At 70.8% G+C, this 23,155-nt stretch carries 23 protein-coding genes; 13 read left to right on the top strand and 10 right to left on the bottom strand.

What is annotated here, in order from left to right; genetic code table 11:
- Nucleotides 1–6: 6 nt before the first annotated feature.
- Genes nadA through Q9R20_RS11700 form a run of 5 tightly spaced genes read left to right on the top strand, consistent with a single transcriptional unit; the run spans nt 7 to nt 5,717 of the window.
- Nucleotides 7–1,338 (top strand): quinolinate synthase NadA, encoded by a 1,332-nt coding sequence (nadA, locus tag Q9R20_RS11720; RefSeq protein WP_311249506.1) that lies wholly within the window; start codon nt 7–9, stop codon nt 1,336–1,338.
- A complete protein-coding gene (gene nadB, locus Q9R20_RS11715) occupies nt 1,335–2,849 on the top strand; it encodes an L-aspartate oxidase (protein ID WP_311249505.1) in 1,515 nt (504 codons plus the stop codon). The genes nadA and nadB overlap by 4 nt, the downstream gene beginning before the upstream one ends.
- Entirely contained in the window at nt 2,843–3,697 is an 855-nt protein-coding gene (nadC, locus tag Q9R20_RS11710) for a carboxylating nicotinate-nucleotide diphosphorylase (RefSeq protein ID WP_311249504.1), read from the top strand. The genes nadB and nadC overlap by 7 nt, the downstream gene beginning before the upstream one ends.
- Nucleotides 3,694–4,824, top strand: a complete 1,131-nt coding sequence (locus Q9R20_RS11705) for a cysteine desulfurase family protein (RefSeq protein ID WP_311249503.1) — start codon at nt 3,694–3,696, stop codon at nt 4,822–4,824. The genes nadC and Q9R20_RS11705 overlap by 4 nt, the downstream gene beginning before the upstream one ends.
- The gene (locus Q9R20_RS11700; RefSeq protein ID WP_311249502.1) at nt 4,821–5,717 is read left to right on the top strand and encodes a glycosyltransferase family 2 protein; all 897 of its coding nucleotides are present in this window, start codon (nt 4,821–4,823) and stop codon (nt 5,715–5,717) included. The genes Q9R20_RS11705 and Q9R20_RS11700 overlap by 4 nt, the downstream gene beginning before the upstream one ends.
- 49 nt (nt 5,718–5,766) lie before the next feature.
- Here Q9R20_RS11700 and Q9R20_RS11695 read toward each other — a convergent pair whose 3' ends face one another.
- On the bottom strand, nt 5,767–7,704 hold the full coding sequence (locus Q9R20_RS11695; RefSeq protein WP_311249842.1) for an ABC transporter ATP-binding protein: 1,938 nt from the start codon (nt 7,702–7,704) through the stop codon (nt 5,767–5,769).
- Between the two features lie 200 nt (nt 7,705–7,904).
- Here Q9R20_RS11695 and Q9R20_RS11690 point away from each other — a divergent pair, with 200 nt between their 5' ends.
- Entirely contained in the window at nt 7,905–9,398 is a 1,494-nt protein-coding gene (locus Q9R20_RS11690; RefSeq protein WP_311249501.1) for an MDR family MFS transporter, read from the top strand.
- 193 nt (nt 9,399–9,591) lie between these two features.
- Here Q9R20_RS11690 and Q9R20_RS11685 read toward each other — a convergent pair whose 3' ends face one another.
- Entirely contained in the window at nt 9,592–9,732 is a 141-nt protein-coding gene (locus tag Q9R20_RS11685) for a hypothetical protein (RefSeq protein ID WP_311249500.1), read from the bottom strand.
- 143 nt (nt 9,733–9,875) lie between these two features.
- Between Q9R20_RS11685 and Q9R20_RS11680 the strand changes: the two genes are divergently transcribed.
- Nucleotides 9,876–10,424 (top strand): type 1 glutamine amidotransferase domain-containing protein, encoded by a 549-nt coding sequence (locus Q9R20_RS11680; RefSeq protein ID WP_311249499.1) that lies wholly within the window; start codon nt 9,876–9,878, stop codon nt 10,422–10,424.
- A gap of 98 nt (nt 10,425–10,522) precedes the next feature.
- Here the strand turns inward: Q9R20_RS11680 and Q9R20_RS11675 are convergent, their stop codons facing one another.
- A complete protein-coding gene (locus Q9R20_RS11675; RefSeq protein WP_311249498.1) occupies nt 10,523–11,341 on the bottom strand; it encodes a DNA-formamidopyrimidine glycosylase family protein in 819 nt (272 codons plus the stop codon).
- A 12-nt stretch (nt 11,342–11,353) separates the two neighbouring features.
- Nucleotides 11,354–12,769 carry a flotillin family protein gene (locus tag Q9R20_RS11670; RefSeq protein ID WP_311249497.1) on the bottom strand — a complete coding sequence of 472 codons (1,416 nt, stop codon included), beginning with the start codon at nt 12,767–12,769 and terminating at the stop codon, nt 11,354–11,356.
- Nucleotides 12,770–12,936: 167 nt separating this feature from the next.
- On the opposite strand from Q9R20_RS11670, the gene Q9R20_RS11665 reads away from it, so the two are divergent.
- On the top strand, nt 12,937–13,347 hold the full coding sequence (locus Q9R20_RS11665; protein ID WP_311249496.1) for a glucose-6-phosphate dehydrogenase: 411 nt from the start codon (nt 12,937–12,939) through the stop codon (nt 13,345–13,347).
- A gap of 59 nt (nt 13,348–13,406) precedes the next feature.
- On the opposite strand, the gene Q9R20_RS11660 is transcribed toward Q9R20_RS11665, so the two are convergent.
- Nucleotides 13,407–14,375, bottom strand: a complete 969-nt coding sequence (locus Q9R20_RS11660; protein WP_311249495.1) for an aldose 1-epimerase family protein — start codon at nt 14,373–14,375, stop codon at nt 13,407–13,409.
- 114 nt (nt 14,376–14,489) lie between these two features.
- The gene (locus Q9R20_RS11655) at nt 14,490–14,660 is read right to left on the bottom strand and encodes a CsbD family protein (protein WP_116538591.1); all 171 of its coding nucleotides are present in this window, start codon (nt 14,658–14,660) and stop codon (nt 14,490–14,492) included.
- A 152-nt stretch (nt 14,661–14,812) separates the two neighbouring features.
- On the opposite strand from Q9R20_RS11655, the gene Q9R20_RS11650 reads away from it, so the two are divergent.
- From Q9R20_RS11650 to Q9R20_RS11640, 3 genes are read left to right on the top strand one after another with little or no spacing between them, the layout of a single operon-like run.
- A complete protein-coding gene (locus Q9R20_RS11650) occupies nt 14,813–16,120 on the top strand; it encodes a D-alanyl-D-alanine carboxypeptidase (protein WP_311249494.1) in 1,308 nt (435 codons plus the stop codon).
- Nucleotides 16,121–16,168: 48 nt separating this feature from the next.
- Entirely contained in the window at nt 16,169–17,107 is a 939-nt protein-coding gene (locus Q9R20_RS11645) for an ADP-ribosylglycohydrolase family protein (RefSeq protein ID WP_311249493.1), read from the top strand.
- 1 nt (nt 17,108) lies between these two features.
- The gene (locus Q9R20_RS11640; protein WP_311249492.1) at nt 17,109–17,744 is read left to right on the top strand and encodes a hypothetical protein; all 636 of its coding nucleotides are present in this window, start codon (nt 17,109–17,111) and stop codon (nt 17,742–17,744) included.
- A gap of 15 nt (nt 17,745–17,759) precedes the next feature.
- Here the strand turns inward: Q9R20_RS11640 and Q9R20_RS11635 are convergent, their stop codons facing one another.
- The 4 genes from Q9R20_RS11635 to Q9R20_RS11620 all read right to left on the bottom strand — a co-directional run bounded on the left by Q9R20_RS11635 (nt 17,760) and on the right by Q9R20_RS11620 (nt 21,021).
- Entirely contained in the window at nt 17,760–18,296 is a 537-nt protein-coding gene (locus Q9R20_RS11635; RefSeq protein ID WP_311249491.1) for a hypothetical protein, read from the bottom strand.
- Between the two features lie 380 nt (nt 18,297–18,676).
- On the bottom strand, nt 18,677–19,144 hold the full coding sequence (locus tag Q9R20_RS11630; protein ID WP_311249490.1) for a hypothetical protein: 468 nt from the start codon (nt 19,142–19,144) through the stop codon (nt 18,677–18,679).
- A gap of 14 nt (nt 19,145–19,158) precedes the next feature.
- Complete coding sequence (ychF, locus tag Q9R20_RS11625) at nt 19,159–20,232, bottom strand: redox-regulated ATPase YchF (protein WP_311249489.1); 1,074 nt, start codon at nt 20,230–20,232, stop codon at nt 19,159–19,161.
- Nucleotides 20,233–20,271: 39 nt separating this feature from the next.
- A complete protein-coding gene (locus Q9R20_RS11620; RefSeq protein WP_311249488.1) occupies nt 20,272–21,021 on the bottom strand; it encodes a methyltransferase domain-containing protein in 750 nt (249 codons plus the stop codon).
- Nucleotides 21,022–21,144: 123 nt separating this feature from the next.
- Between Q9R20_RS11620 and Q9R20_RS11615 the strand changes: the two genes are divergently transcribed.
- Both Q9R20_RS11615 and Q9R20_RS11610 read left to right on the top strand, forming a co-directional pair.
- Entirely contained in the window at nt 21,145–21,738 is a 594-nt protein-coding gene (locus tag Q9R20_RS11615; RefSeq protein ID WP_150957856.1) for a 3'-5' exonuclease, read from the top strand.
- 54 nt (nt 21,739–21,792) lie between these two features.
- Nucleotides 21,793–23,124 carry a DNA recombination protein RmuC gene (locus tag Q9R20_RS11610; protein WP_311249487.1) on the top strand — a complete coding sequence of 444 codons (1,332 nt, stop codon included), beginning with the start codon at nt 21,793–21,795 and terminating at the stop codon, nt 23,122–23,124.
- The last annotated feature ends 31 nt before the right edge of the window (nt 23,125–23,155 follow it).

Raw genomic sequence — 23,155 nt, 5'->3', positions numbered from 1 at the left:
ACGCCCATGTCCGCCACACCCCTCACCCTGCAGCCCCGTCCCGCGATCGACCCGAGCGTCGACCACGCGATCCAGGCCATCGTCGCCGGCGCCTCCACCGACGCGACCTGCACCACCGACCTCGCGGTCGGCCCCTGGGACTTCGACACCCGCCCCGGGTACGGACCCGGGTCGTCGATGGGCGACGTCATCCCCACGGGGGCTCCGCGCCAGGGCGAGCTGCCGCAGCAGTACCGCGACGCCTCCGACGACGAGCTCGACGCGCGCATCCGTGCCGCGAAGGAGACGCTCGGCGATCGGGTCGTCGTGCTCGGCCACTTCTACCAGCGCGAAGAGGTCGTTCGTCACGCCGACTACGTCGGCGACTCGTTCCAGCTCGCGAACGCCGCTCTCGAGCACCCGCAGGCCGAGGCGATCGTGTTCTGCGGCGTGCACTTCATGGCCGAGACCGCCGACCTGCTCTCCCGTCCCGAGCAGGCGGTGATCCTCCCGAACCTCGCCGCCGGCTGCTCGATGGCCGACATGGCCGACATCGACCAGGTCGAGGAGTGCTGGGAGCAGCTCGAGGACGTGCTCGGCGACCTCGAGACTCCGGATGCCGAGGGCCTGGTGCCCGTGATCCCGGTGACGTACATGAACTCCAGCGCCGCCATCAAGGGCTTCGTCGGCCGACACGGCGGGATCGTCTGCACCTCGTCGAACGCACGGACGGTGCTCGAGTGGGCGTTCGCGCGCGGCCGCCGGGTGTTGTTCTTCCCCGACCAGCACCTGGGCCGCAACACCGCGAAGGCGATGGGCGTCCCACTGGAGCAGATGCCGATGTGGAACCCCCGCAGACCGCTCGGCGGTTCCACGGCCGAGGTCATCGAGGACAGCCGCGTCATCCTGTGGCACGGCTTCTGCTCGGTGCACCGCCGTTTCACCGTCGACCAGATCGAGAAGGCGCGCGCCGAGCACCCCGGCGTCCGTGTGATCGTGCACCCCGAGTGCCCGATGGAGGTCGTGGATGCCGCGGACGAGGCCGGGTCGACCGACATCATCCGCAAGGCCATCGCCGCTGCGACCGAGCCCACGACCTTCGCGATCGGCACCGAGATCAACCTCGTGCAGCGCCTGGCCGCCCACTACCCGCAGCACGAGATCTTCTGCCTCGACCCGGTCGTGTGCCCCTGCTCGACGATGTACCGCATCCACCCCGGCTACCTCGCGTGGGTGCTGGAGTCGCTCGTCGCGGGCGAGGTCGTCAACCGCATCACGGTTCCGGCCGACGTCGCCCAGCCCGCCACCGCGGCGCTCGAGCGCATGCTCGCCGCCAAGCCGAACGGCGCCGTGAAATGACCACCGTCGTCGTAGTGGGCAGCGGCATCGCCGGTCTCACGGCGGCGCTGCACGCTTCCGAGAACGGATGCCGCGTCACGGTCGTCACGAAGGGCGCTCTGCCCGACACCAACACCCGGTGGGCGCAGGGCGGGATCGCCGCGGCGACCTCGGCGTCCGACACCGTCGCCTCGCACGCGGCCGACACGTTCACGGCCGGAGCGGGGCTCAACGACCCCGCCGCGGTCGACGTGCTCGTCGGTGAGGGGCCGCAGCGCATCGCCGAGCTCGTCGCCCGCGGGGTCGCGTTCGACCGAGCCGCCGACGGCGACTTCGCCCGCGGTCTCGAGGCCGCCCACGCCCTCCCCCGCGTGCTGCACGCCGGCGGCGACGCCACCGGAGCGGCGATCCAGACCGCGCTCGGTGACGCCGTACGGGCCGCGGGCATCGAGGTGCGCGAGCACGCGCTGCTGCGCGACCTATCTCTCACCGAGGGCCGTGTCACGGGAATCGAGCTCGAGGACGGCGAGCGCCTCGACGCCGACGCGGTGATCCTCGCCACCGGAGGCGCGGGTCAGCTCTACGCCCACACCACCAACCCCCTCGGGGCGACGGCCGACGGTATCGCCGCCGCCATCCGAGCGGGCGCGGCCGTCGCCGATCTCGAGTTCGTGCAGTTCCACCCGACGGCGCTCGCCGTGGGCGCGCCGTTCCTTGTTTCGGAGGCGGTGCGCGGAGAGGGCGCCGTGCTGATCGACGACACCGGTCGCCGTTTCGCCTTCGACTCCCACCCCGACGGCGAGCTCGCCCCTCGCGATGTCGTCGCCCGCGCGAACGCCCGGGCGATGGCCGCGCAGGGGGGACGACCCGTCCGCCTGGACGCCACCGCCCTCGGCCCCGAGCGGCTCGCCCAGCGCTTCCCGACGATCGACGCCGCGGTGCGCGAGCGCGGCCTCGACTGGGGTCGCGAGCCGATCCCCGTGACCCCCGCGGCGCACTACCTCATGGGCGGCGTCGTCACCGACCTCGACGGGCGCACGACGGTGCCCGGACTGTACGCGGTGGGCGAGACGGCGCGCACGGGTGTGCACGGCGCGAACAGGTTGGCATCCAATTCGCTCCTCGAAGGTGCGGTGTTCGGCGCCCGGGCCGGCGACGCCGTCGCCCGCGACCGCGAGTGGCCGCTGGCCCCCGCGGCCCCCGCGGTCCTCACCGCGCCGGTCGGCGACGCCCCGGCCTTCTCGAGGGCGCGACTCCAGCAGCTCATGTGGGACGACGCGGGTCTCGTCCGGGATGCCGCGGGCCTCGACCGCGCGGCCGGGATCCTCGCCGGGTGGCGTGCCGACTCTGCACCGCGCGGCATCGAGGACGACAACCTGCTCCTCGTCGCCGCGCACGTGGTCGACGCGGCGCGCTCCCGCACGGCATCCGTCGGCGCACACTTCCGCGCCGATACCGGCACGGCGACGTCGGCACCGCTCGCCGCCGTCGCGGCATCCGCTCCCCCCGCCCGAGAGGCCCTCGCATGCTGAACCGCTCCACGATCGACCGCGTCGTCTCGGCCGCCCTCGAGGAGGACGCCCCCTGGGGCGATCTCACGAGCGAGGCGCTCATTCCCGCGTCGGCGACCGCGCGCGCCGAGCTCGTCGCACGCGTCGACGGCGTCTTCAGCGGTGCGGCCGTGTTCGCCGCAGCGTTCACCCTCACCGACGCGTCGATCGTGGTGGAGCAGCGCGTCGCCGACGGCGAGCGGTTCGCTCCCGGCGACACCCTCGCCGTCGTCTCGGGCCCCGCGCGGGCGGTGCTCACCGCCGAGCGCATCGGTCTGAACTTCGTGCAGCGCATGTCGGGGATTGCCACCCTCACCTCCCGCTACGTCGCCGAGGTCGCCCACACCGGGGCGCGTATCGTCGACACGCGCAAGACCACCCCGGGCCTGCGCGCCCTGGAACGGCAGGCCGTCCGCGACGGCGGCGGCCACAACCACCGCTTCTCGCTGTCCGACGCGGTCATGGCCAAGGACAACCACCTCGCCGTGCTGACCGCGAGCGGGCTGTCGATCACGCAGGCGCTCGAAAGCGCGATCGCCCGGCTCCCGCACACCACCCACGTCGAGGTCGAGGTCGACCGGCTCGACCAGATCGACGCGGTGCTCGGCGCCGGCGTCGGCACCATCATGCTCGACAACTTCTCGCTCGACGACCTGAGCGCCGGTGTCGCCCGTATCGCCGGGGCGGCCCAGGTCGAGGCGTCGGGAGGAGTGAACCTCGACACGGTGCGGGCGATCGCCGAGACCGGCGTCGACGTCATCTCGGTCGGGGCCCTCACCCATTCGGCATCCGCTCTCGACCTGGGGCTCGACATCCGGATCTCGGCGTGAGCCTGTATCTCGACAACGCCGCGACCACGCCCGTGCGCCCCGAGGTGCTCGAGGCGATGGCGCCGTACCTGACGCGTGTGTTCGGCAACCCCTCGAGTCAGCACGAGGTGGGCGCGGCCGCGGCATCCGCCCTCGACGACGCCCGCGCGCGCGTCGCCGCGGTGCTCGGGATGCGCACGGGCGACGTGGTGTTCACCTCCGGGGGCACCGAGGCCAACAACGCGGCGATCAAGGGCATCGTCCTCGGTTCAAAAAAACGCCACCTGGTCACCACGGCCATGGAGCACGAGTCGGTGCTCGCCTCCGCCGACTACCTGTCCCGCCTGCACGACGCTGAGGTCACCCTTGCGCCCGTCGACGAGACCGGCACGCTCACGCCCGCGGCCCTGTCCGAGACGGTGCGCCACGACACGGCCCTCGTCAGCATCGGCTACGCCAACAACGAGGTCGGCACCGTCCAGGATGCCCCCGCCCTCGCCGCCGTCGCGCACGATCGCGGCATCCCCCTGCACCTGGACGCCGTGCAGGCCTCCGGGTGGCTGCCGCTGGCCGGCCTCGGGGCGGATGCCATCACCGTCGCCGGACACAAGATCGGCGCGCCCAAGGGCACCGGCATCCTGGCTGTGCGCGGGCGCCTGCCCTTCGAACCGCTCCTGCACGGGGGCGGTCAGGAACGCGGTCGCCGCTCGGGGACGCCCGATGTCGCCGGTGCGGTGGCCATCGCCACGGCTCTCACCCTCGCCGAGGCAGAGCGCGAGACGGAGCGCACCCGGGTGGGGGCACTGTGCGCGGCCTTCATCGCTCGCGTCCTGGCGCTCGTCCCCGGGGCACGAGTCACCGGTCACCCCGAACGCCGCCTCCCGGCGACGGCCAGCTTCGTGTTCCCCGGCACGAACGGCGAGACCGTCCTGCTCGAACTCGAACGCCGCGGGGTCGTCTCGTCGAGCGGATCGGCGTGCGCCGCAGGCAGCGACGAGGCATCCCACGTCCTGCTCGCCCTCGGGGTGTCGCACGACGAGGCGCGCACCGCCGTGCGCTTCACCCTGCCGCACGGACTCTCCGCCTCCCTCGATCCGGTCGCGGATGCGGTCGCTGCCGCCGTGACCGCCGTAGGATCTCGCGGGTGAGCTCCACCGCGGTCACCGTCATCGTCCCGGGATTCGACGTCGCCGAGTTCGTCGACGAAGCGCTGGACTCCCTGCGCGCACAGACGCATGAGCACTGGTCGGCCGTGCTCGTGGACGACGCCTCCACCGACGACACGGGACGCCTCTTCGCCGACGCGGCGGCCGCGGACCCGCGGTTCCGCGTCGTCCGGCACGAGACGCAGCGCGGCCTCGGCGCCGCGCGCAACACCGGCCTCGGCCTCGTCCGGACCCCCTACACCGCGTTCCTCGACGCCGACGACCGCTTCCGACCCGACGCCCTCTCGCGCCTGGCCGAGACGCTCGACCGCACCGGGAGCAGCTTCGTCGTCGGGGCCTACGTGCGTCTGCGACCGGATGCCGACACCCCCGGCTACACGGCGGGCGAGGTGCAGCCCTGGGTCGCCGCCGCCACCGACCCGCCACGGGAGCGCACGACTCTCGCCCAGCACCCCGCGGCATCCGGGAACATCGTCGCGTGGTCGAAGATGAGCCGCACTTCTTTCTGGGACGACCACGACCTGCGCTTCCCCGAGGGGCGCTACTACGAGGACCAGGTGCTCGCGCAGCGTATGTACACGCGGGCGGAGACCTTCGACGTCATCCCCGACGTGATCGTCGAGTGGCGCCAGCGCCGTGACGGAGGCTCGATCACGCAGCGCCTCGCCGAGACCGAGGTGCTCCGCGACTACCTCGAGGCGCTCGGCGAGGGCATCGCCGTTCTCCGGGCGGCGGGAGCGGACGCGGCCGTGCGCGAACGCGCGGCCCTCATCCGCACGCTCGACCTGCCGCCGTTGCTGCGCATCGCCGAGACGCACCCCGATGCGGCGTACCGCATCGCGCTGGAGGCGTTCCTGGAGTCGCTGCCGGCCTGAGCGATCGCTCGGCCGTCGCGGGACGGCGACGTTTCGGCGGCGAGGCGACTCAGGCCGGCGCCTCGTCGGCGCGACGACCGGGGAGCGCGGCGCGGGCGAGGCCCGCGGCGTCGTGCTGCTCCTCCGCGAGGACGAAGGAGGCCGCCAGTTGCTCCGCCGCGAGGCTCGCGTACAGCCCGCCCGCGGCCAACAGCTCGGTGTGGGTACCCGATTCGACGATGCGCCCGGCATCCACCACGTGGATGCGGTCGGCGCCGATCACCGTCGACAGGCGATGCGCGATGGACAGCGTCGTGCGGCCGTGCGCGGCGGTCTCGAGCGCTTCCTGCACGATGCGCTCCGACACGGTGTCGAGCGCACTCGTCGCCTCGTCGAGGAGGAGGACCGGCGGGTCTTTGAGCAGGACGCGCGCGATCGCGATGCGCTGCTTCTCGCCCCCTGAGAGCCGGTACCCGCGCTCCCCCACCACCGTGTCGTACCCCGCCTCGAAGCCGGCGATGACGTGGTGGATGTTGGCCGCGCGGCAGGCGGCCTCGATCTCGTCGTCGGAGGCGTCGGGACGCGCATAACGGAGGTTCTCGCGCACCGTGGCATGGAACAGGTACGTCTCCTGCGACACGATGCCGATCTCGTCGATGATCGAGGCCCGGTCGAGGGCGCGCACGTCGGCGCCGGAGAACATCACCGCTCCCCCGCTCGCCTCGTACATGCGCGGCGTGAGGTACAGGATCGTGGTCTTCCCCGCGCCCGAAGGCCCCACGAACGCGACGTGCTGGCCCGGTTCGACGGTGAACGAGACGCCGTCGAGGGTCGGGCGGGCGTCTGCCGGGGCGTCGGGGTAGCGGAATTCGACGTCGCGGAACTCGATGCGTCCCAGCGGTCCGGGCGCGGCCGAGACCGGGAGGGCGTCGGGGGCGTCGGCGATGGCCGGGCGGAGGTCGAGGTACTCGAAAATTCGCGCGAACAGGGCCGACGAGGTCTGCAGGTCGAGGGCGACGCGCATGAGCCCCATGAGCGGCATGAGCAGGCGGGCCTGCACCGTCGTGAACGCCACGATCGTCCCGGCCGTGATCGCTCCGACCCCGCCGCCGATCAAGTAGCCGGCGACGAGGTAGATGACCGCGGGAACGCTCGACATGATGACCTGCACCACGGCGAAGAAGCCCTGGCCGCTCATGGCCCGGCGCACCTGCAGGCGCACCTGGTTGTCGTTCTCGGCGTCGAAGCGCGCCGACTCGGTGCGCTGACGGTTGAAGGACTTCGACAACAGGATGCCGGACACGCTCAGGGTCTCCTGCGTGATCGCCGACAGCTCCGACAGCGATTCCTGCGTCTCGCCGGCGATGCGCGCGCGGACCTGCCCGACGCGTCGCTGCACGAAGATGAGGAACGGCATGAGCGCCACGGCGATCAGTGTGAGCCGCCAGTCGATGAGGACCATCGCCACGAGCGAGGCGAGGACGGTGACGGCATTGCCGAGGATGCTGGTGACCGTGTTGGTCAGGACGCCCGAGACGCCGCCGACGTCGTTCTGCAGGCGCGACTGGATGACGCCGGTCTTCGTGCGCGTGAAGAAGCCGAGCTCCATGGCCTGCAGGTGCTCGAACAGTCGCGTGCGGAGATCGCCCGTGACCCGGTTGCCGACGGTCGCCGTGAGCCACGTCTGCGCGACGTTGAGTCCGGCCGAGAGCAGGAACAGCCCGATCATCACGCTCACGAGCATCGCCAGCAGTTGCAGATCGGGGCTCGACCCGTCTACCGGGAAGAGGGCGTCGTCGAAGATGCGCTGCACGAGAAGGGGCGGGATGACCGCAACGGCCGCGCCGACGACGACCAGGAGCGCGGTGAGAGCGATGCGCCACCGGTACGGCCGGAAGAGCTCGACCACCCGACGGCCGAGATCGGCCACCCGCGGAGCCTCGGCGTTGCGGCGGCGCTGCGAGTCGGCATCCACCCCGCGGAACATGCTCCCGCCGACACCGCCCATGCTCATGTTCGTCAGCCTACGTCCGTCCACCGACATCGAGTCCCGGGGCGACGATGTCGGAGACCCTCGGTAGGGTCGCTAGCGGATGACCTTCCATCCGTTCTCTCGATGTCGGAATACCCTGGGCCGCGCGCCGGTTGGGTCCGATGCAGTCGCCCTCCGTGGCGCCACGAAGCCCCCCGCACGTAAAGGACCTCGTCATGGCCGCCACCGGCACCATCCCCGTCTCCCGAGAAACCGTCGCGTCCGCTCCGTCCCCGTCGGTCCACCGCCCCGGGCCGGTGATCGCCCTGCTCGTCGTCGCCGCGTTCGTCGTCATTCTCAACGAGACGACCATGTCGGTCGCGCTGCCCGCGATCATGGCCGACTTCGACGTCAGCGCCGCGACCGGCCAGTGGCTCACCTCGGCGTTCCTGCTGACGATGGCCGTCGTCATCCCGCTGACCGGCTTCCTCCTCGAGCGCTTCCCCATCCGCGTCGTGTTCTTCAGCGCGATGGGCGTCTTCGCCCTGGGCACCCTCGTCGCGGCGCTCGCTCCGGCGTTCGGGGTGCTCCTCGCGGGCCGCATCATCCAGGCGATGGGCACGGGCGTGATGATGCCCCTGCTCTTCACCACGGTGCTCAACCTCGTCCCGGCGAACAAGCGCGGGCGCGTCATGGGCGTCGTCACCATCGTCATCGCCGTCGCCCCTGCGGTCGGCCCGACGGTCTCCGGACTCATCCTGTCGGCCCTCACCTGGCACGCGATCTTCTGGCTGATCCTGCCTATCGCCCTGGTGTCGATCGCTCTCGGCGCACGCTGGGTCCGCAACGTCACCGAGACCCGGCCCGACGCACGGTTCGATGTGCTCTCGGTCGTCCTGTCGGCGATCGGCTTCGGTGGACTCGTCTACGGTCTCAGCGCCATCGGGGAGTCGGCATCCGGCCACTCCTCTGTGCCGGTGTGGATCCCCCTCGCCGTCGGCGCGGTCTTCGTCACCATCTTCGTCGTCCGTCAGCTCCGCCTGCAGCGCTCCGATTCCGCGCTGCTCGACCTCCGCGTGTTCCAGAGCTCGTCGTTCCGCCTCGCCGTGCCGCTGGTCGCGATCGTGATGGCGGCGCTGTTCGGCTCGCTCATCCTGCTGCCGATCTTCCTCCAGCAGGCGCTAGGCCTGAGCAGCCTCACCGTCGGCCTCATGCTGCTCCCGGGCGGCGTGCTCATGGGCGTCATGGCTCCCATCGTCGGACGCCTCTTCGACCGTTTCGGTCCGACGCCCCTCGTCATCCCCGGCATGTTGATCGCGGCCGCCGTCCTGTGGACGATGGCGCTGAGCTTCGGACAGGGCACCCCCGTCTGGTGGATCGTCACGGTGTACCTCGCCCTGAACCTCGGGCTCGGCCTGGTCTTCACGCCACTGATGACCTCGGCGCTCGGCTCACTTCCCCGCCGCCTGTATTCCCACGGCAGCGCCGTGGTCGGCACCGCGCAGCAGGTCGCGGGAGCGGCGGGCACGGCCGGTTTCGTGGCGATCATGACGGTGTTCTCGAGCATGGCGCTCGCCGGCGGCGCCGACCAGGCCGCCTCCGTCGCGTCGGGCGTCCACGCGTCCTTCCTCGTCGGAGCGGTGATCGCCACCGCCGCCGTGGTCCTCGCGTGCTTCGTGCGTAAGCCCGCCGAGGTCGACGACGCCGAGGCGCCGGTCGGCGCGCACTGATCCCGGTAGGCGTGGACGCGGCCGCGAGCGGCCGGAACTCGTGACCGCGGGTGGCGCGCACGCCGGGCTGAAGCCCGGAGCGCGTCACCGCGGTCGACGCGCACGCAGAACCGGAGGTCCGAGCGCGTCACCGCGATCGGCGCCGAGCGTCACGAGACGGCGGCGTCACGACGAGACGCGCGCAGAGGCGAGGTCAGAGCGAGCAGGAACCGCCGCCGCAGCACTGCGACGCGGAGGGCTTCTCGTCGGTCTCGTTCTCGACGGCGGGGGCGTTCAGCAGCGTGATCAGCGGCTTCGACGCGGAGATCGTGTCGGACGTGGTGTCACCGGACATGCGCTCCATGCTACCCCCGCGCGTGGGTGCGCGGGCCGGGGCGTCCCGCTAACGCCGGGGCGCGGCATCCGCAACCCCCGTTGCGGGTCCTCGAGGGGTTCTTAGCGTGGGAGGCATCCCCGATCGAGAAAGAAGGGCTTCCCATGACCGACCTCACCGGCAAGCGCATCGCGTTCCTGGCCACCGACGGATACGAAGACAGCGAGCTGACCAGCCCGTGGGAGGCCGTCACCTCGGCCGGTGCGGAGGCGGTTCTCGTCTCGCCGAGCGAGGGCAGCATCACCGGCGAGAAGGGGCACGAGCAGAGCGTGGACCTGGCCGTCTCGGGCGCCTCCGCCGGTGACTTCGACGCCCTCGTCCTCCCCGGCGGCGTGCAGAACGCCGACGACATCCGCATCGTGAAGGATGCCGTGTCGTTCACGCGTGCGTTCTTCGACCAGCACAAGCCGGTCGCCGTCATCTGCCACGGCGGGTGGATCCTCACCGAGGCCGATGTCCTCGAGGGCCGCACGCTCACGAGCTACCCGACGCTGCAGACCGACCTGCGCAACGCCGGCGCGACCTGGGTCGACGAGGAAGTCCACGTCGACCAGGGACTCGTCTCGAGCCGCAACCCCGACGACCTGCCCGCGTTCAACGCGAAGCTCGTCGAGGAGGTCGCCGAGGGCAAGCACTCCGGCCAGACCGCCTGAGCACGTCTCGACGAAGGGCCCCGGACTCCGGTCCGGGGCCTTTCCCGTGCGTCCGCCGCGTCACGTACGCCGCTATACGCAGCAACCTCCGACTCTCCTCAACTGCCCTGGCAGGCGGGGCACCACTGAGCGCCGCTCTTCGTCCCCGGGATGTCCTCGATCACGCCCTCGCACCCGGGGCACGGTTCGCCCGTGCGCCCGTGCACGCGCATCGCGGCCACCTTCGCAGCCTTCTGCTCGGCGATCGGCACTCCACGGCGGTCGCGCACGGCCCCGTCGAGGGTGTCGCGCAACGCCCGCCAGAGGCGCGTGACCGCGTCGTCGGAGAGGCTCGCCGCGTGCGCCGTCGGGTCGAGCCGCGCTGCGAAGAGGATCTCGTCGGAGTAGGCGTTGCCGATCCCCGCGATGGTCTCCTGCTCCTGGAGCAGCGCCTTGAGCTGCTTACGGCGACCGCCGAGCGCTCTCACGAGCATCTCGCGCGAGAACGCCGGGTCCGCGGCATCCGGACCCAGCTTGGCGACCGCGGGCACCTCGTCCGCGGCGTCGACGACGTGCAGCTGCACCGACAGCCAGTCGCCCGCATCGGTGATGCCCAGGATGCCGTCGTCGAAAGCGATCTGCGCGATCACCGGGGCCGGGGGTGCGGCGTCGGCGACCTCTGGCGCGCCCGCCTCCCGCCACGTCGCCCAGCCCGCCCGCCCGAAACCGAGCGAGAGGTGCACGCCACCGAGGTCGAGGTCGATGTGCTTGCCGTACCGGGTCACGGCGGTGATCGCGCGCGAGACGAGCTCATCGAGCGGGCGGCCCCGCGTTTTCAGCGCCCGTCCCTCCACCAGCTCGGTCCCGGTCACGACGTGACCGGTCAGGCGCTCGCGCAGGAACAGCGCGAGCGCCTCGACCTCCGGAACTTCGGGCACGGCGAGTGGGTCTCAGTCCTCGGTCGTCGTCGGCGCGGTGGCGGGCGCCGGGTACGTCGGCGCGTCGGTCGGCGCGGTGGACGAGGGGCGACGCGCCGACGCGGCGAACGCGTCGGCGACGGCGCGACCCTGGATGATCTGCGTGAGGTCGATCCCAGTGGCTGCGCGCACCGCTTCGAACGAGGAGCGCAGGCCCGTCGCCGACTCGGTGGCGAGGTGACCGCTCGCCCCCTCGCCGCCGAGCACGGTGACGTTGCCGACGCGGTCGTAGCCCTTGGCGAACTCGGCCATCATCGGCACCAGAGCCTCGAGCGCGCGCTGGGCGAGGAGTGCCTCCTGGTTCTGCGACAGGGCCTCGGCCTCCGCCCGGATTGCTTCGGCGCGGGCCTCACCGGCGAGACGCACGGACTGCGCGTCGGCTTCGGCGCGTACGCGCACGGCGGCCGCCTCCTGCTCGGCGATCTGGGCGCGCGCCTGGGCCGCCTTGATCTGCGCGTACGCCTCGGCGTCGGCGTCTTTCTGGCGCTGGTACAGGTCGGCGTCGGCGACGCGGTTGACCTCGGACTCCAGGCGCGCCTGCGTGTTCTGCGCTTCCTGCTGCAGAACGGCCTGGCGGCGCTCGGCGCGCGTGAGGGCCTCGGCCTGCTCGGCCTCGGCGTTGGCGCGGCCGACCTCGGCCTTGGCCGCGGCGCTGTTCTTGTCGAGCTTGGTCTGCTCGATCAGGTTGGCCTCGTCCGTCGCGATCTGACGTGCCCGGATCTCACGAACGGCGTTGATGCGGGCGACCTCGGCCTCGCGCTTGACGCGCTCGACCTCGGTGGCGCCAAGCGCCGAGATGTAGCCGTTCGTGTCGGTGACGCCCTGGATCTGGAAGGAGTCGAGGATGAGCCCCTGCGAGGAGAGATCCGCTTTGATGCCCTCGGCGATCTGATCGGACAGGCGCTGGCGGTCACGCATGAGCTCTTCGACCGTCAGGGTCGCGACCACGCCGCGCAGCGCACCCTCGAGCTGCTCGGTGGTGAACTGTTCGATGGCCTTGTCCTGCGAGGCGAAGCGCTCAGCCGCGCGACGCACCGACTCGGGGTCGGAACCGATCTTGACGAGGGCGACGCCGCTGACGTTCACAGTGACGCCGTTGGAGGACTGCGCCGTCGGCTCCATCTTGATCTGGCGCGCCCGCAGCGAGATCATCTCGCCGCGCTGCGTCAGCGGGTTGACGATCGCGCCGCCGCCGGTGATGACCGTGATGCGCGACGACTCGCCGTCGGCCCCCTTCTGTCGCTTACCGACGATGACCAGGGCTTCGTCGGCCTTCGCGACGCGGTACCACCCGCGGATGACCAGGGCGAGCACGGCGATCACGACGATCGCGACCACCGCCACGATCGCGACGATGACTCCGACGGCTCCTAAGGCGGCGAGTTCCATGCTTCTCCTTCGACGGGTACCGCCGGGGCGGTACGGATCTTCCTCCAACCTAACGGGGGGCCCCGCGGCGCTGTCCACCCTCTGCACGCACGATCGGCCCCCGCGGGGGTGGGGAGGAGCGTACCGTTGAGGGTGAGGCGGCCCGAACCGCCGAAGAAGGGTCCCCCATGAAGATCGTTTCGTCGCAGGACTGGCGCGATGCCATCCGCTTCGACGCCCCCGTCCTCGTCGCCGACGTCGTTCCCGGCGAGCCCACCCGTTGCGTCGCCTGCGGCACCGACGGACCGCTCTACGACCGCACCGAGCTATGGGCGGTGAAGCACCGCCACCCCAAGCACCACGGCGGATTCGTGCGCTTCTACTGCGAGGCCCACAAGCCGGCCGCCGCTCCCCCGCCGCCCGCCCCGACCTTCGAGGCGCGCAAGGCCCGTGCGGCCTCGGCTCCCAGGGAGCGTCGCACGACCGGCCCCAAGGTCACGCCCCTGACCGACCGCCCCACGCGCGCGATGTGCCCCGACTGCTTCGTCGAGGTCTCCGCCGGTGGCGACTGCGGTATGTGCGGCGCGCAGGTCGTCTGAGCCCCTGAACGACAGAACCGCCCCGGAGCGATCCGGGGCGGTTCTGTCGTGTGTGGGACTCAGCGGGCCGAGATCGTCCAGCCGGCCTCGTGCGAGGCACCGGGATCCAGCGAGACCACTCCGGTGGCGAAGTCGTACCGGTCGTCGTTGAACGCGTCGGGGGCGCAGGTCATCGGCTCGACCGCGAGCCCGGCGCGGTGCCCGGGCGTCCCCGGGCCCGCGGGGAGGTCGGCGGTGTGGATCTGCACCCAGGAGCACTCCACCCCCCAGCTCATGGCGACGCCCGTCCCCGTCGGATCGGCGACGGTCACGGTGGCGCGGCCGTCGGCATCCCGGATCAGACCGGTGTAGGCGTGATCGATCTCGACGGCGCCGAGGACGCGCTGGTCCCGGTAGTCGAAGCGGTCGGCGTCGGCGGTGACGGATGCCAATGCCACCGGCGACAGGCGGTCGGGCGTGACCTCGAGCACGGTGTCCGCCGGAAGGTGCAGGCTCCACTCGTCGAGGGTCGCGGGGCCGGCGACCAGATACGGGTGCGGGCCGGTCCCCCAGGGCGCGGGCGTGTCCGACAGGTTCGTCGCGCGGACGGTCTGGGTGAGGCCGTCGGCGCCGAGTCGGTACGTCGTCGACACGACGAGCCACCAGGGGTACCCCGCCTGCGCGGGCACGGTCGCGCTGAGCGTGACCGCGTCGTCGGAGGCGTCGGACACGTTCCAGTCCGCCCACGACAGCAGCCCGTGCAGCGCATGGCCGCGGTTCGGCTCGGTCAGCGGGAGCTGGTGCTCGACGCCGTCGAAGCGATGGATGCCGTCGACGACGCGGTTCGGCCACGGGGCGAGCGTGGTCCCGCGATAGGCGGGACGCAGTTCATCGGCCGCGAAGGGGACGACGAGGTCGCGGCCCTCGAAGGTGAGGGAGCGGAGGGAGGCGCCGACGCTCGCGATCGCGGCTTTATAGCCGTGGGCGCGGAGGAGGACGGGGGTGCCCGAGACGAGCGTGGGCGTCTCGGTGGGAACGGCAGCGGTCATGTCGCCATTATCCCGGCCGCCGGACCGGCACCCGGTTATCGCGACATCGCGGTTTCATCCGAACAGACGAAATGCCCCGACCCGTGCGGGTCGGGGCAATTCGGGGAGGGCGACTTACTTGAACGCGTCCTTGACGTTCTCGCCGGCCTGCTTGGTGTGGGCCTTGGTCTGGTCGGCCTGACCCTCGGCCTCGAGGCGCTCGTTGTTCGTCGCCTTGCCTGCGGCTTCCTTCGCCTTGCCAGCGATGTTCTCCGCGGCGTTCTTGATCTTGTCGTCGAGTCCCATAGTCGGCTCCTCCCGTGTGGTCTTCGGGTAATTCCCGATGTGCGTACACGGTAAGTCGCCGACCCTGAGGGGAAAGGGGGGCTTGAAATCCAGGTCGTGGTGAGGCAGTTATACGAATAGGTTCGAGAGGTGGGCACCCCGGAAGAACTGTCGTGAGCACGCTCGCTGATTTCGGCGACCTCCTCGAGCACGCCCCGGACGAGCTCCCGCGAGGCGGCCGGGCCGGTCGTGTCGCCCTCGTCGTCTTCCTGGTCCTGATGCTGCTCACCCTCGGCGGAGGGGGCGGATACGTCTGGTGGGCCTCTGCCGCACCGCTGCCCGCACCCACCGTGACCTCGCAGGCGCCGGCCGCGAACGCCGGGGGTGCGGCATCCCTCGTCCTGCCGTCGGGCGGGTCGATGCTCGTGAGCGTCGAGGGCGGGCAGGACTACCTCGGCCCGGATGCCGCGGGCACTTTCGCCTCCGCGGGAGGAGACGATCCGAGGCCGCTCGCGAGCATCTCCAAGCTCATCACCGCGCTGGTCGTCCTCGACGCGCACCCGCTGGACGGCCCGGGCGATCCCGGACCCACCATCGCGTACACGGAAGCCGACACCGACCTGTACGACCAGTTCTACGTACAGGGCGCCGTCATCGCGCGAATGCCCGACGGGCTCCGCTTGTCGCTGCACGACTCCCTCGAGACGATGCTGCTTCCCTCCGCCGCGAACTACGCGGTCGCCATCGCCCGCTGGGGCTTCGGCTCCGAGAGCGCGTACGTGCAGGCGGCCCGGTCGTGGCTGAGCGAGAACGGTCTGAACGACACCCGGATCGTGGATGCCACCGGCATCGACGCCCGCAACACCAGCACGCCGAGCGATCTTCTCGCCCTCGGGCGTCTCGCCGCCGCCAACCCGGTGATCGCCGCGATCGTCGCCACCCCGTCCGCGGTGATCGAAGGTCCGGGGGTCATCACCAACACGAACGATCTGATCGGCACGCTCGGGATCTCGGGCCTGAAGACCGGCAACCTCGGCGAGGGCACCTTCAACCTGCTCTTCACGGCGTCGCTGGACGTCGGCATCGGCGCCCCGCTGCGGGTCACCGGCGCACGTCTGGGCGGCGAGACCCATGACAGCACCGACCAGGACGTGCTCTCGTTCCTGCAGAGCGTGAAAGACGGCTTCCACGTCCTCCCTCTCGGCACCGCGGGTGACGAGATCGGCACCATCTCGACACCGTGGGGGGCCGACGCGACGCTCGTCCTCGCCAAGAACGCGTCGCTGCGCACCTGGTCCGACACACCCGTCGCCGTGGCGCTCGACACCACCACCCCGCAGAGCTTCGCCGACGGCGAGGTGGTCGGCACGGTGACCTGGACCGCCGGACCCGAGACGGCGACGTCCAGCGTGAAGATCGCCGGCGCCATCGAGGAGCCGTCGTTGTGGTGGCGTTTGACCCATCCCGCGCTGCTCGGATGACGCGAGCCGTCGAGGCGTGCATCCTGAGACCCTCCTAGGCTGGGCTCCATGACCGCCCTCTCCCCCGTCCAGGTCGACCGCGCGGTCGGCGCCGTCCTCGTGTCCGCCGCGGGAGACGCCCTCGGATCGGCGTACGAATTCGGCCCGGCCCTCGCCGACGACGTCGTACCCGCCTTCGGCCGCGGGCGCTTCGGCCATGGCGAGCGCGAGTGGACCGACGACACGAGCATGGCCGTCCCGATCCTCGACGAGCTCGCCGCCGGTCACCGGCTCGAAGACGCCACCTCGCTCGAGACGATCGTCCGCCGATGGAAGGAGTGGGCGCGCGACGCCCTCGACGTGGGGGCGCAGACGCGCCAGGTCCTCTCGCGCATCCCCGCCGACGGACGACTGGATGCCATCACAGCGGCATCCCGTGCCGTGCATGACACCACGGGTCGCAGTGGCGGGAACGGCTCCCTCATGCGTACGGGACCCGTGGCCCTCGGCTACCTGGATCGTCCGCGGGAGGAGCTGGCCGAGGCAGCAGGCGCCGTCGCCCGGCTGACCCACTGGGAGGACGACAACATCGACGCGTGCGCATTGTGGTGCGGGGCGATCCGACACGGCATCCTGACCGGAGAGCTGGACGTGCGCGCGCAGCTCGACCTCGTGCCCGCCGAGCGGCGTGACCGCTGGGCGGATCTCATCGAGGCGACCGAGGGCAGGCATCCCCGCGACTTCGAGCAGGCGAACGGCTGGATCGTGCGGGCGTTCCAGGGTGCCCTCGCCGCCGTCGCCGGAGCATCGACCCCGCTCGACGCGATCGAGCGCGCCGTCCGCGGCGGCAACGACACCGACACGGTCGCGGCGATCGCGGGCTCGCTCGCCGGAGCGGTGTGGGGCGCGGACGCTCTGCCCGCTTCCCATACGACGCGGCTGCACGGTTGGCCGGGCATCGGGGGCGACGACCTCGCGCGGCGGGCGCGGGCGGCGATCGGCGCCTGACGTGCACGGCGCCCCCTCCGACCACCGCGATTCGACCTGGGAGCGCGACGACGCGCGCTATCGGGTCTGGATCTTCGCTGGTCCCGACAACGCCGTGACGACGTTCGATCTGACCGATGCCACCGTCGAGGACGCCCTGGAGGCGGCGCACGCGATGTCGCGCGGCGACGAGCTCCTGTGGTCGCTGGCGCTGGTGGAGCGCGACGAACGGGGGCTCCCCGGCCTGTTGTGGCTCTCGGGCATGGACTACAACGACGCCCCCGGCTCGGCACGTGAGTGGCGCCGGCGCCGTCAGATGCAGGACCGCTACCTCAGGTCGAGGTCGACGCGGGGTGTTCCGCTGGTGTTGCCGAACGGGTTGCGCGTCATCCGCGTCTTCCCCGAATGGATCGACGGCGAGCCCCTCTGGGAGAACTTCAGCGATGACTATCACCTGAGCGGCGCGGCTCTGGGTCTCTCTCCTGAGCTGAGCGCGGACCTGCGGGACTGGAACGCCCGTTGGTCGATGCGCACGAAGGACGCCGTCGATGACGGGTGGGAGGACGAGGGCCTCGCCCTCGTCGCGCGACTGCGGATCGAGCTCGACGGGGTCGCCGAGGTGCGGCCGGAGTTCCTGACGGACTTCGCGGGGAGCTGAGCCCGCCCGTCGCCCTCAGATGCTGGGCGCTTTCAATGCGTCGACGATCACGCCCGGGTCGATGTCGAGATTGTTCGCAGCCACCGACCGTCGCCGCCGTCTGCCACCGTCGTGCCGCGTGAACTCGACCCGAGCGACGCTCAGCCCGGACGCGGGGAGGAGATGCGCGCTGGTCGCCTCGCGCGGCCATGACTCGGCACGAATTCGTGCTGCAAGCGCCGAAGGCCGGTCGATGGCGGGAAAGTTCACCGCTTCTGGGGTGATCATCACGTCGATCTCGGGCAAGATCACTCGTCGTCGAAGTTGTCGAATGCCGAGCGCACCGACAGCCACAGGAAGGATCAACGCCGCCGTCATAGCCGCCAGCAATGCCGTATCCAGTCCGATGTCGGCTGCCAGAAAGCCGAGGGGAAGGAGCACCATCAGGGAGAACAGCGCAGCGAGGAGAAAAAGCGCGACGCCCTGGGTGCGTACGAGACGACGGAGGGTCTGCTGGGCAGCCGTGCGTTTCGCCGCGTCGTAACGGGCGATGATCGTCGCGCCAGAACTCATCGTCCCCCTCCTCCCAGTCGGGTTCGTCCACGTCTACACGGCCACTATGGAACACCTCGGCGATTCGGCTCGCCGGGGGAAACTGTGATCGGCCCGGTCGGCCCTCCGTCGAGGCGTTGGGCCGCGCCCTTGCAGGTGCGGATGCGCGTACGCGGTTTCAGCTGGGCAATTCGCATCCGCCTCTCACATCACCCGCTGGCTCGCCTGACTGCGACGGAAGCTCACCCCAACGCCATTGCCGAACGGCTGCTCGACGGGCGCGTCAGACGAGCGCGCGACGGGGCCCAACGCGGGCTTTGCGTCTCAGAACTTGTCGTCGGCTAACCGCAAGACGCTGCTCAGCAGTCACGCTCGGCAGGTAATAGTGAGAACCGTCATCGCTAGTTCTTGAAGCGGAACTCCGCTCCGTCACATCCTGCATCATGATCATTGAGAAAGACGGTCCCGCGAACCTCACATCCCAGGGCGGCAAGGTCGACGATCAAGTTCGAGGGAAAGACAAACGTCCCCTGGGTGTTAGTCGAATCGCCTGACCACCAGATCACCGTCTCGCAGTCGCCCCTCAGCGATTCGAGTGCGGCAGCAGCAGGTAGTGCGAGACGAACAAGCCGTCGCAGAGCGTTGACGCCTTCATCGCCGCCCGTTGCACTTGCGGTCGCGTCAAGAAGCCAGGTCGTCCGTTGATAAGTCAGATGCTCGGCCTTGTACGCTCGTCCTGCTCGGCCGGATCGGGTCTGTTCACCGATGTTCGCAGCTTCAGTGGGTTCGAGCCGGAGCGAGGCGGTAATCTCCGCGACAGTGCGCGACTCGCTGTAAATCGCCAGCGTTGCTCGGTCGTGATCGATCATTGCTCGCCAAATACCTAGTTGTTGAAACGGAACTCCACCACGTCGCCGTCCTGCATGACGTACTCCTTGCCCTCGAGGCGGGCCTTGCCCTTCGAGCGGGCCTCGGCGACGGAGCCGAGCTCGACGAGGTCCTCGAACGAGATCACCTCGGCTTTGATGAAGCCCTTCTCGAAGTCGGTGTGGATGACGCCGGCGGCCTGCGGCGCCTTCGCGCCCTGCGGGATGGTCCAGGCGCGCGCTTCCTTGGGACCCGCGGTGAGGTAGGTCTGGAGCCCGAGCGTGGCGAAACCGATGCGGGCGAGCTGGTCGAGACCCGACTCGTCCTGACCGGTGGAAGCGAGGAGTTCGGCGGCATCCTCGGGGTCGAGGTCAATGAGCTCCGACTCGATCTTGGCATCCAGGAAGACGGCCTTCGCGGGAGCGACGAGCGCCGCGAGTTCATCCTTCTTGGCCTGGTCGGTCAGCACGGCCTCGTCGACGTTGAAGACGAAGATGAAGGGCTTCGCGGTCAGCAGCCCCAGCTCGCGGATGGGCGAGAGGTCGATTCCGGATGCCGAGAGCAGCACGCCGCGCTGAAGAGCATCCTGCGCGGCCTTTGCGGCGTCGAGCACCGAGGGGTCGAGCTTCTTGCCCTTGACCTCCTTCTCGTAGCGCGTGATCGCCTTGTCGAGCGTCTGGAGGTCGGCGAGCTGCAGCTCGGCGTTGATCGTCTCCATGTCGCTCGCGGGGTTCACCGCGCCGTCGACGTGCACGACGTCGTCGTCGGCGAATCCGCGGACGACCTGCGCGATGGCATCCGCCTCACGGATGTTGGCGAGGAACTGGTTGCCGAGGCCCTCGCCCTCGCTGGCGCCGCGAACGATGCCGGCGATGTCGACGAACGACACCGCGGCCGGCACGATGCGCTCCGAACCGAAGACCTCGGCGAGCTTGTCGAGGCGCGCATCGGGAAGGTTCACGACCCCGACGTTGGGCTCGATGGTGGCGAACGGGTAGTTCGCCGCGAGCACCGAGTTCTTGGTCAGGGCGTTGAAGAGGGTCGACTTTCCGACGTTGGGAAGGCCGACGATTCCGATGGTAAGAGCCACGGGAGTCCAGGTTACCCGGCCCAGCGGCCCGTCACCGCGTCAGGGCCGGCGGACGCGGAACGCGTGGGTCACGTAGGGCAGCGCGGTCGACCCACCGTCGGCGAGGTCGGGAAGGGATGCCACGACCCCGTCGACCGCGGCATCGATGCGCGCGCGCTTCTCGCGGCTCGCCGTGATGATGTCGCTGCGCGAGACGACGAGGTCGCGCAGCTGCGGAAGGGTGATGCGCCGTTCCCCGTGCCACTCGCGATGTTCCAGCTCGCCGAACGGCTCCACGACCCGTGGGCCGGTCGTGGCGAGGAGCACCTCGGCATTCGATCCGCCCATCGCCGCGGTGAGTCGGCGCACCCAGTCGACGCGATCGTCGCGGATGTTCCAGATCAGACCGAGCACTCCCCCGCTGCGCAGCACACGGGCCGTCTCGAGGGATGCCGCCTCGACGTCGACCCAGTGCCAGGCCTGCCCCATGACGACGGCGTCGAGGCCGGAGTCGGGCAGGGGCAGCTTCTCGGCCCTGCCCACGAACGTCGGCACGCCCCGCGTGTTCTGCCGCAGGGTGGCGAGCATGTCGGCATCCGGGTCGACGGCCACCACGTCGGCACCGAGCTCGACGATGGCGCGCGTGAGCTTTCCCGTTCCGGCACCGACATCGGCGACGCGGAGGGCGCGCCCCGGTTCCCGGACGGGCTCGAGCATCCACGCCACGGCCTCGGCCGGATACCCGGGACGACCGGACTCGTAGGCGGAAGCCGCCTGCCCGAACGAGGTCGACTTCTCGCGATCGGTCATGCCCCCGACCCTACGCCGACCCGTCGTCACCCTCCGGGGCCGCTCGCGCCCTTTCGCACACCGGATGCCGCCGACCTCGGCGCGCCTCGCCTCCCCCGTGCCGACGCGGGTGAGGGTGGGATCGTGGCTCTGGACTTCACCGCAATCGACTTCGAAACGGCGAATTCCAGCGGTGCGTCCGCATGCGCGGTGGGTCTGGCCCGTGTGCGCAACGGTCGAGTGGTCGCCACCGCGGCGTGGCTGATCAAACCGCCGGCCGGTCACGACCACTTCGCTCCGATCAACGTCGGGATCCATGGCATCCAACCGTCCGACGTCGCGAACGCGCTCGGGTGGTCGGCGCAGCTCGAGAGACTGACCGCCTTCGCGGGGGCCGACGTGCTCGTCGCTCACAACGCGGGCTTCGACATGTCGGTGCTGCGCCGCGCGTGCGCCGCGACCGGCGACGAGTGCCCGCCCTACCGCTACATGTGCAGTGTGCAGATGTCGCGCAAGACGTACACCCTCGACTCCTACCGCCTGCCGCTCGTCGCGGCCGAGGCGGGGTGCTCCCCCTTCGCGCACCACGACGCCCTGGCCGATGCCGTGGCCTGCGCGGAGATCACGATCGACTGCGCCCGCCGCGCCGGTGTCGACGACGTGCACGCCCTCGCCGCCCACCTCGGCGTCCGGGTGTCGCAGATCGCCGCAGAGCCCGTCGAGCGCGCGGTCGCCTGAGTCGTTCCGGCCCGTCCTTCCGGCGATGTCGGAGGTTCGGTGCACACTGACCCCATGGACGCCATCGCCCTCCTCCTCGTGATCCTCGCCCTCGCCATCGGCGTCGCGGGCGGGTGGTTCGCCGCCTCGTCGCGCTTCGCGACCCGCACCGCCGTCGAGCAGCAGGCCCTCGGCGCGCGGGCGGCAACGGCCGAGGCCGCGCGCGCCGGACTGCAGGCCCAGCTCGACCATCAGGTGGCGTTGTACCGCGAACTCGTCGGGCAATCCCGCGCCGATCAGGCCGCTCGCGAGGAGCGAGATCGTCGCGATCAGACCGTGCTCCGGGCCCTCGACCCGGTCCGCGAGACGCTCGACGCCATGCAGCGGAAGGTCGACGGGCTCGAGCGCGATCGCGTCGAGCAGTACACCGCTCTCGGTGAGCAGCTTCGCCTTTCACGCGAGGCCGACGAAGCACTGCGTGCCACCACCGAATCCCTGGCGTCCGCGATGCGGTCCGGCGCGACGCGCGGCGTCTGGGGCGAGACCCAGCTGCGTCGGGTCGTCGAGGCCGCGGGTCTCACGCGCTACGTCGACTTCGACCTGCAGACGGCGATCACGAGCGACGCCGGAGCCGGTCGCCCCGACATGGTCGTCCGGCTCCCCGGTGGCAAGTCTCTGGCGGTGGATGCCAAGGTCCCCCTCGATGCGTACCTGCAGGCGAGCGCCATCCCCGTCACCGCGCAGGGCGACGACGGAACCCGGCGCTCCGCGCTGCTCACGAAGCACGCACGCGCCGTGCGCGCCCACGTCGACGCCCTCGCGAAGAAGGCCTACTGGGCGGGGCTCACCACGAGCCCCGAGTTCGTCGTCTGCTTCCTCCCGAGCGAGTCGCTCCTCGCCTCCGCTCTCGACGAAGACCCCGCGCTTCTCGACTACGCCTTCACTCGGCGCGTCGCCCTCGCCTCGCCCGTCAACCTCTGGGCGGTGCTCAAGACCGTCGCCTTCACCTGGACGCAGCAAGACGTCTCCGACGAGGCGCGCACCCTCTTCGCGCTCGGCACCGAGCTCTACGAGCGCGTCGGGGTGCTCGCGGGCCACGCGAGCGAGCTGCGTCGCTCCATCGAGAAGACCGTCGACAGCTACAACAAGTTCGCCGGTTCGCTCGAGACGCGCGTTCTCGTCACGGCTCGCAAGTTCCCCGGCATCGACGAAACGAAGCTCGACGCGGTCGCGATCCCTGCCGCTCTCGACGCGACGACGCGTCGATGGACGGCGCCGGAGATGATCGCGGCACTCGACGGGGTTGGCGACGCTCCGCCCGCCCGGCCGGAACCCACAGCAGGGCTGACGAACGCCGATCTCGGAGACGTCCGGCAACGAGCGGGTCTCTTCGACGAGCCGTCGTAGACCGCCGGCTGCCCGACCACTCAGCTCGGGG

The sequence above is a fragment of the Microbacterium sp. PRF11 genome (assembly GCF_031844085.1).
Lineage (GTDB): Bacteria > Actinomycetota > Actinomycetes > Actinomycetales > Microbacteriaceae > Microbacterium.
Note: the sequence above shows the minus strand (reverse complement) of the source record. Positions and strands in the feature narration are given on the sequence as shown.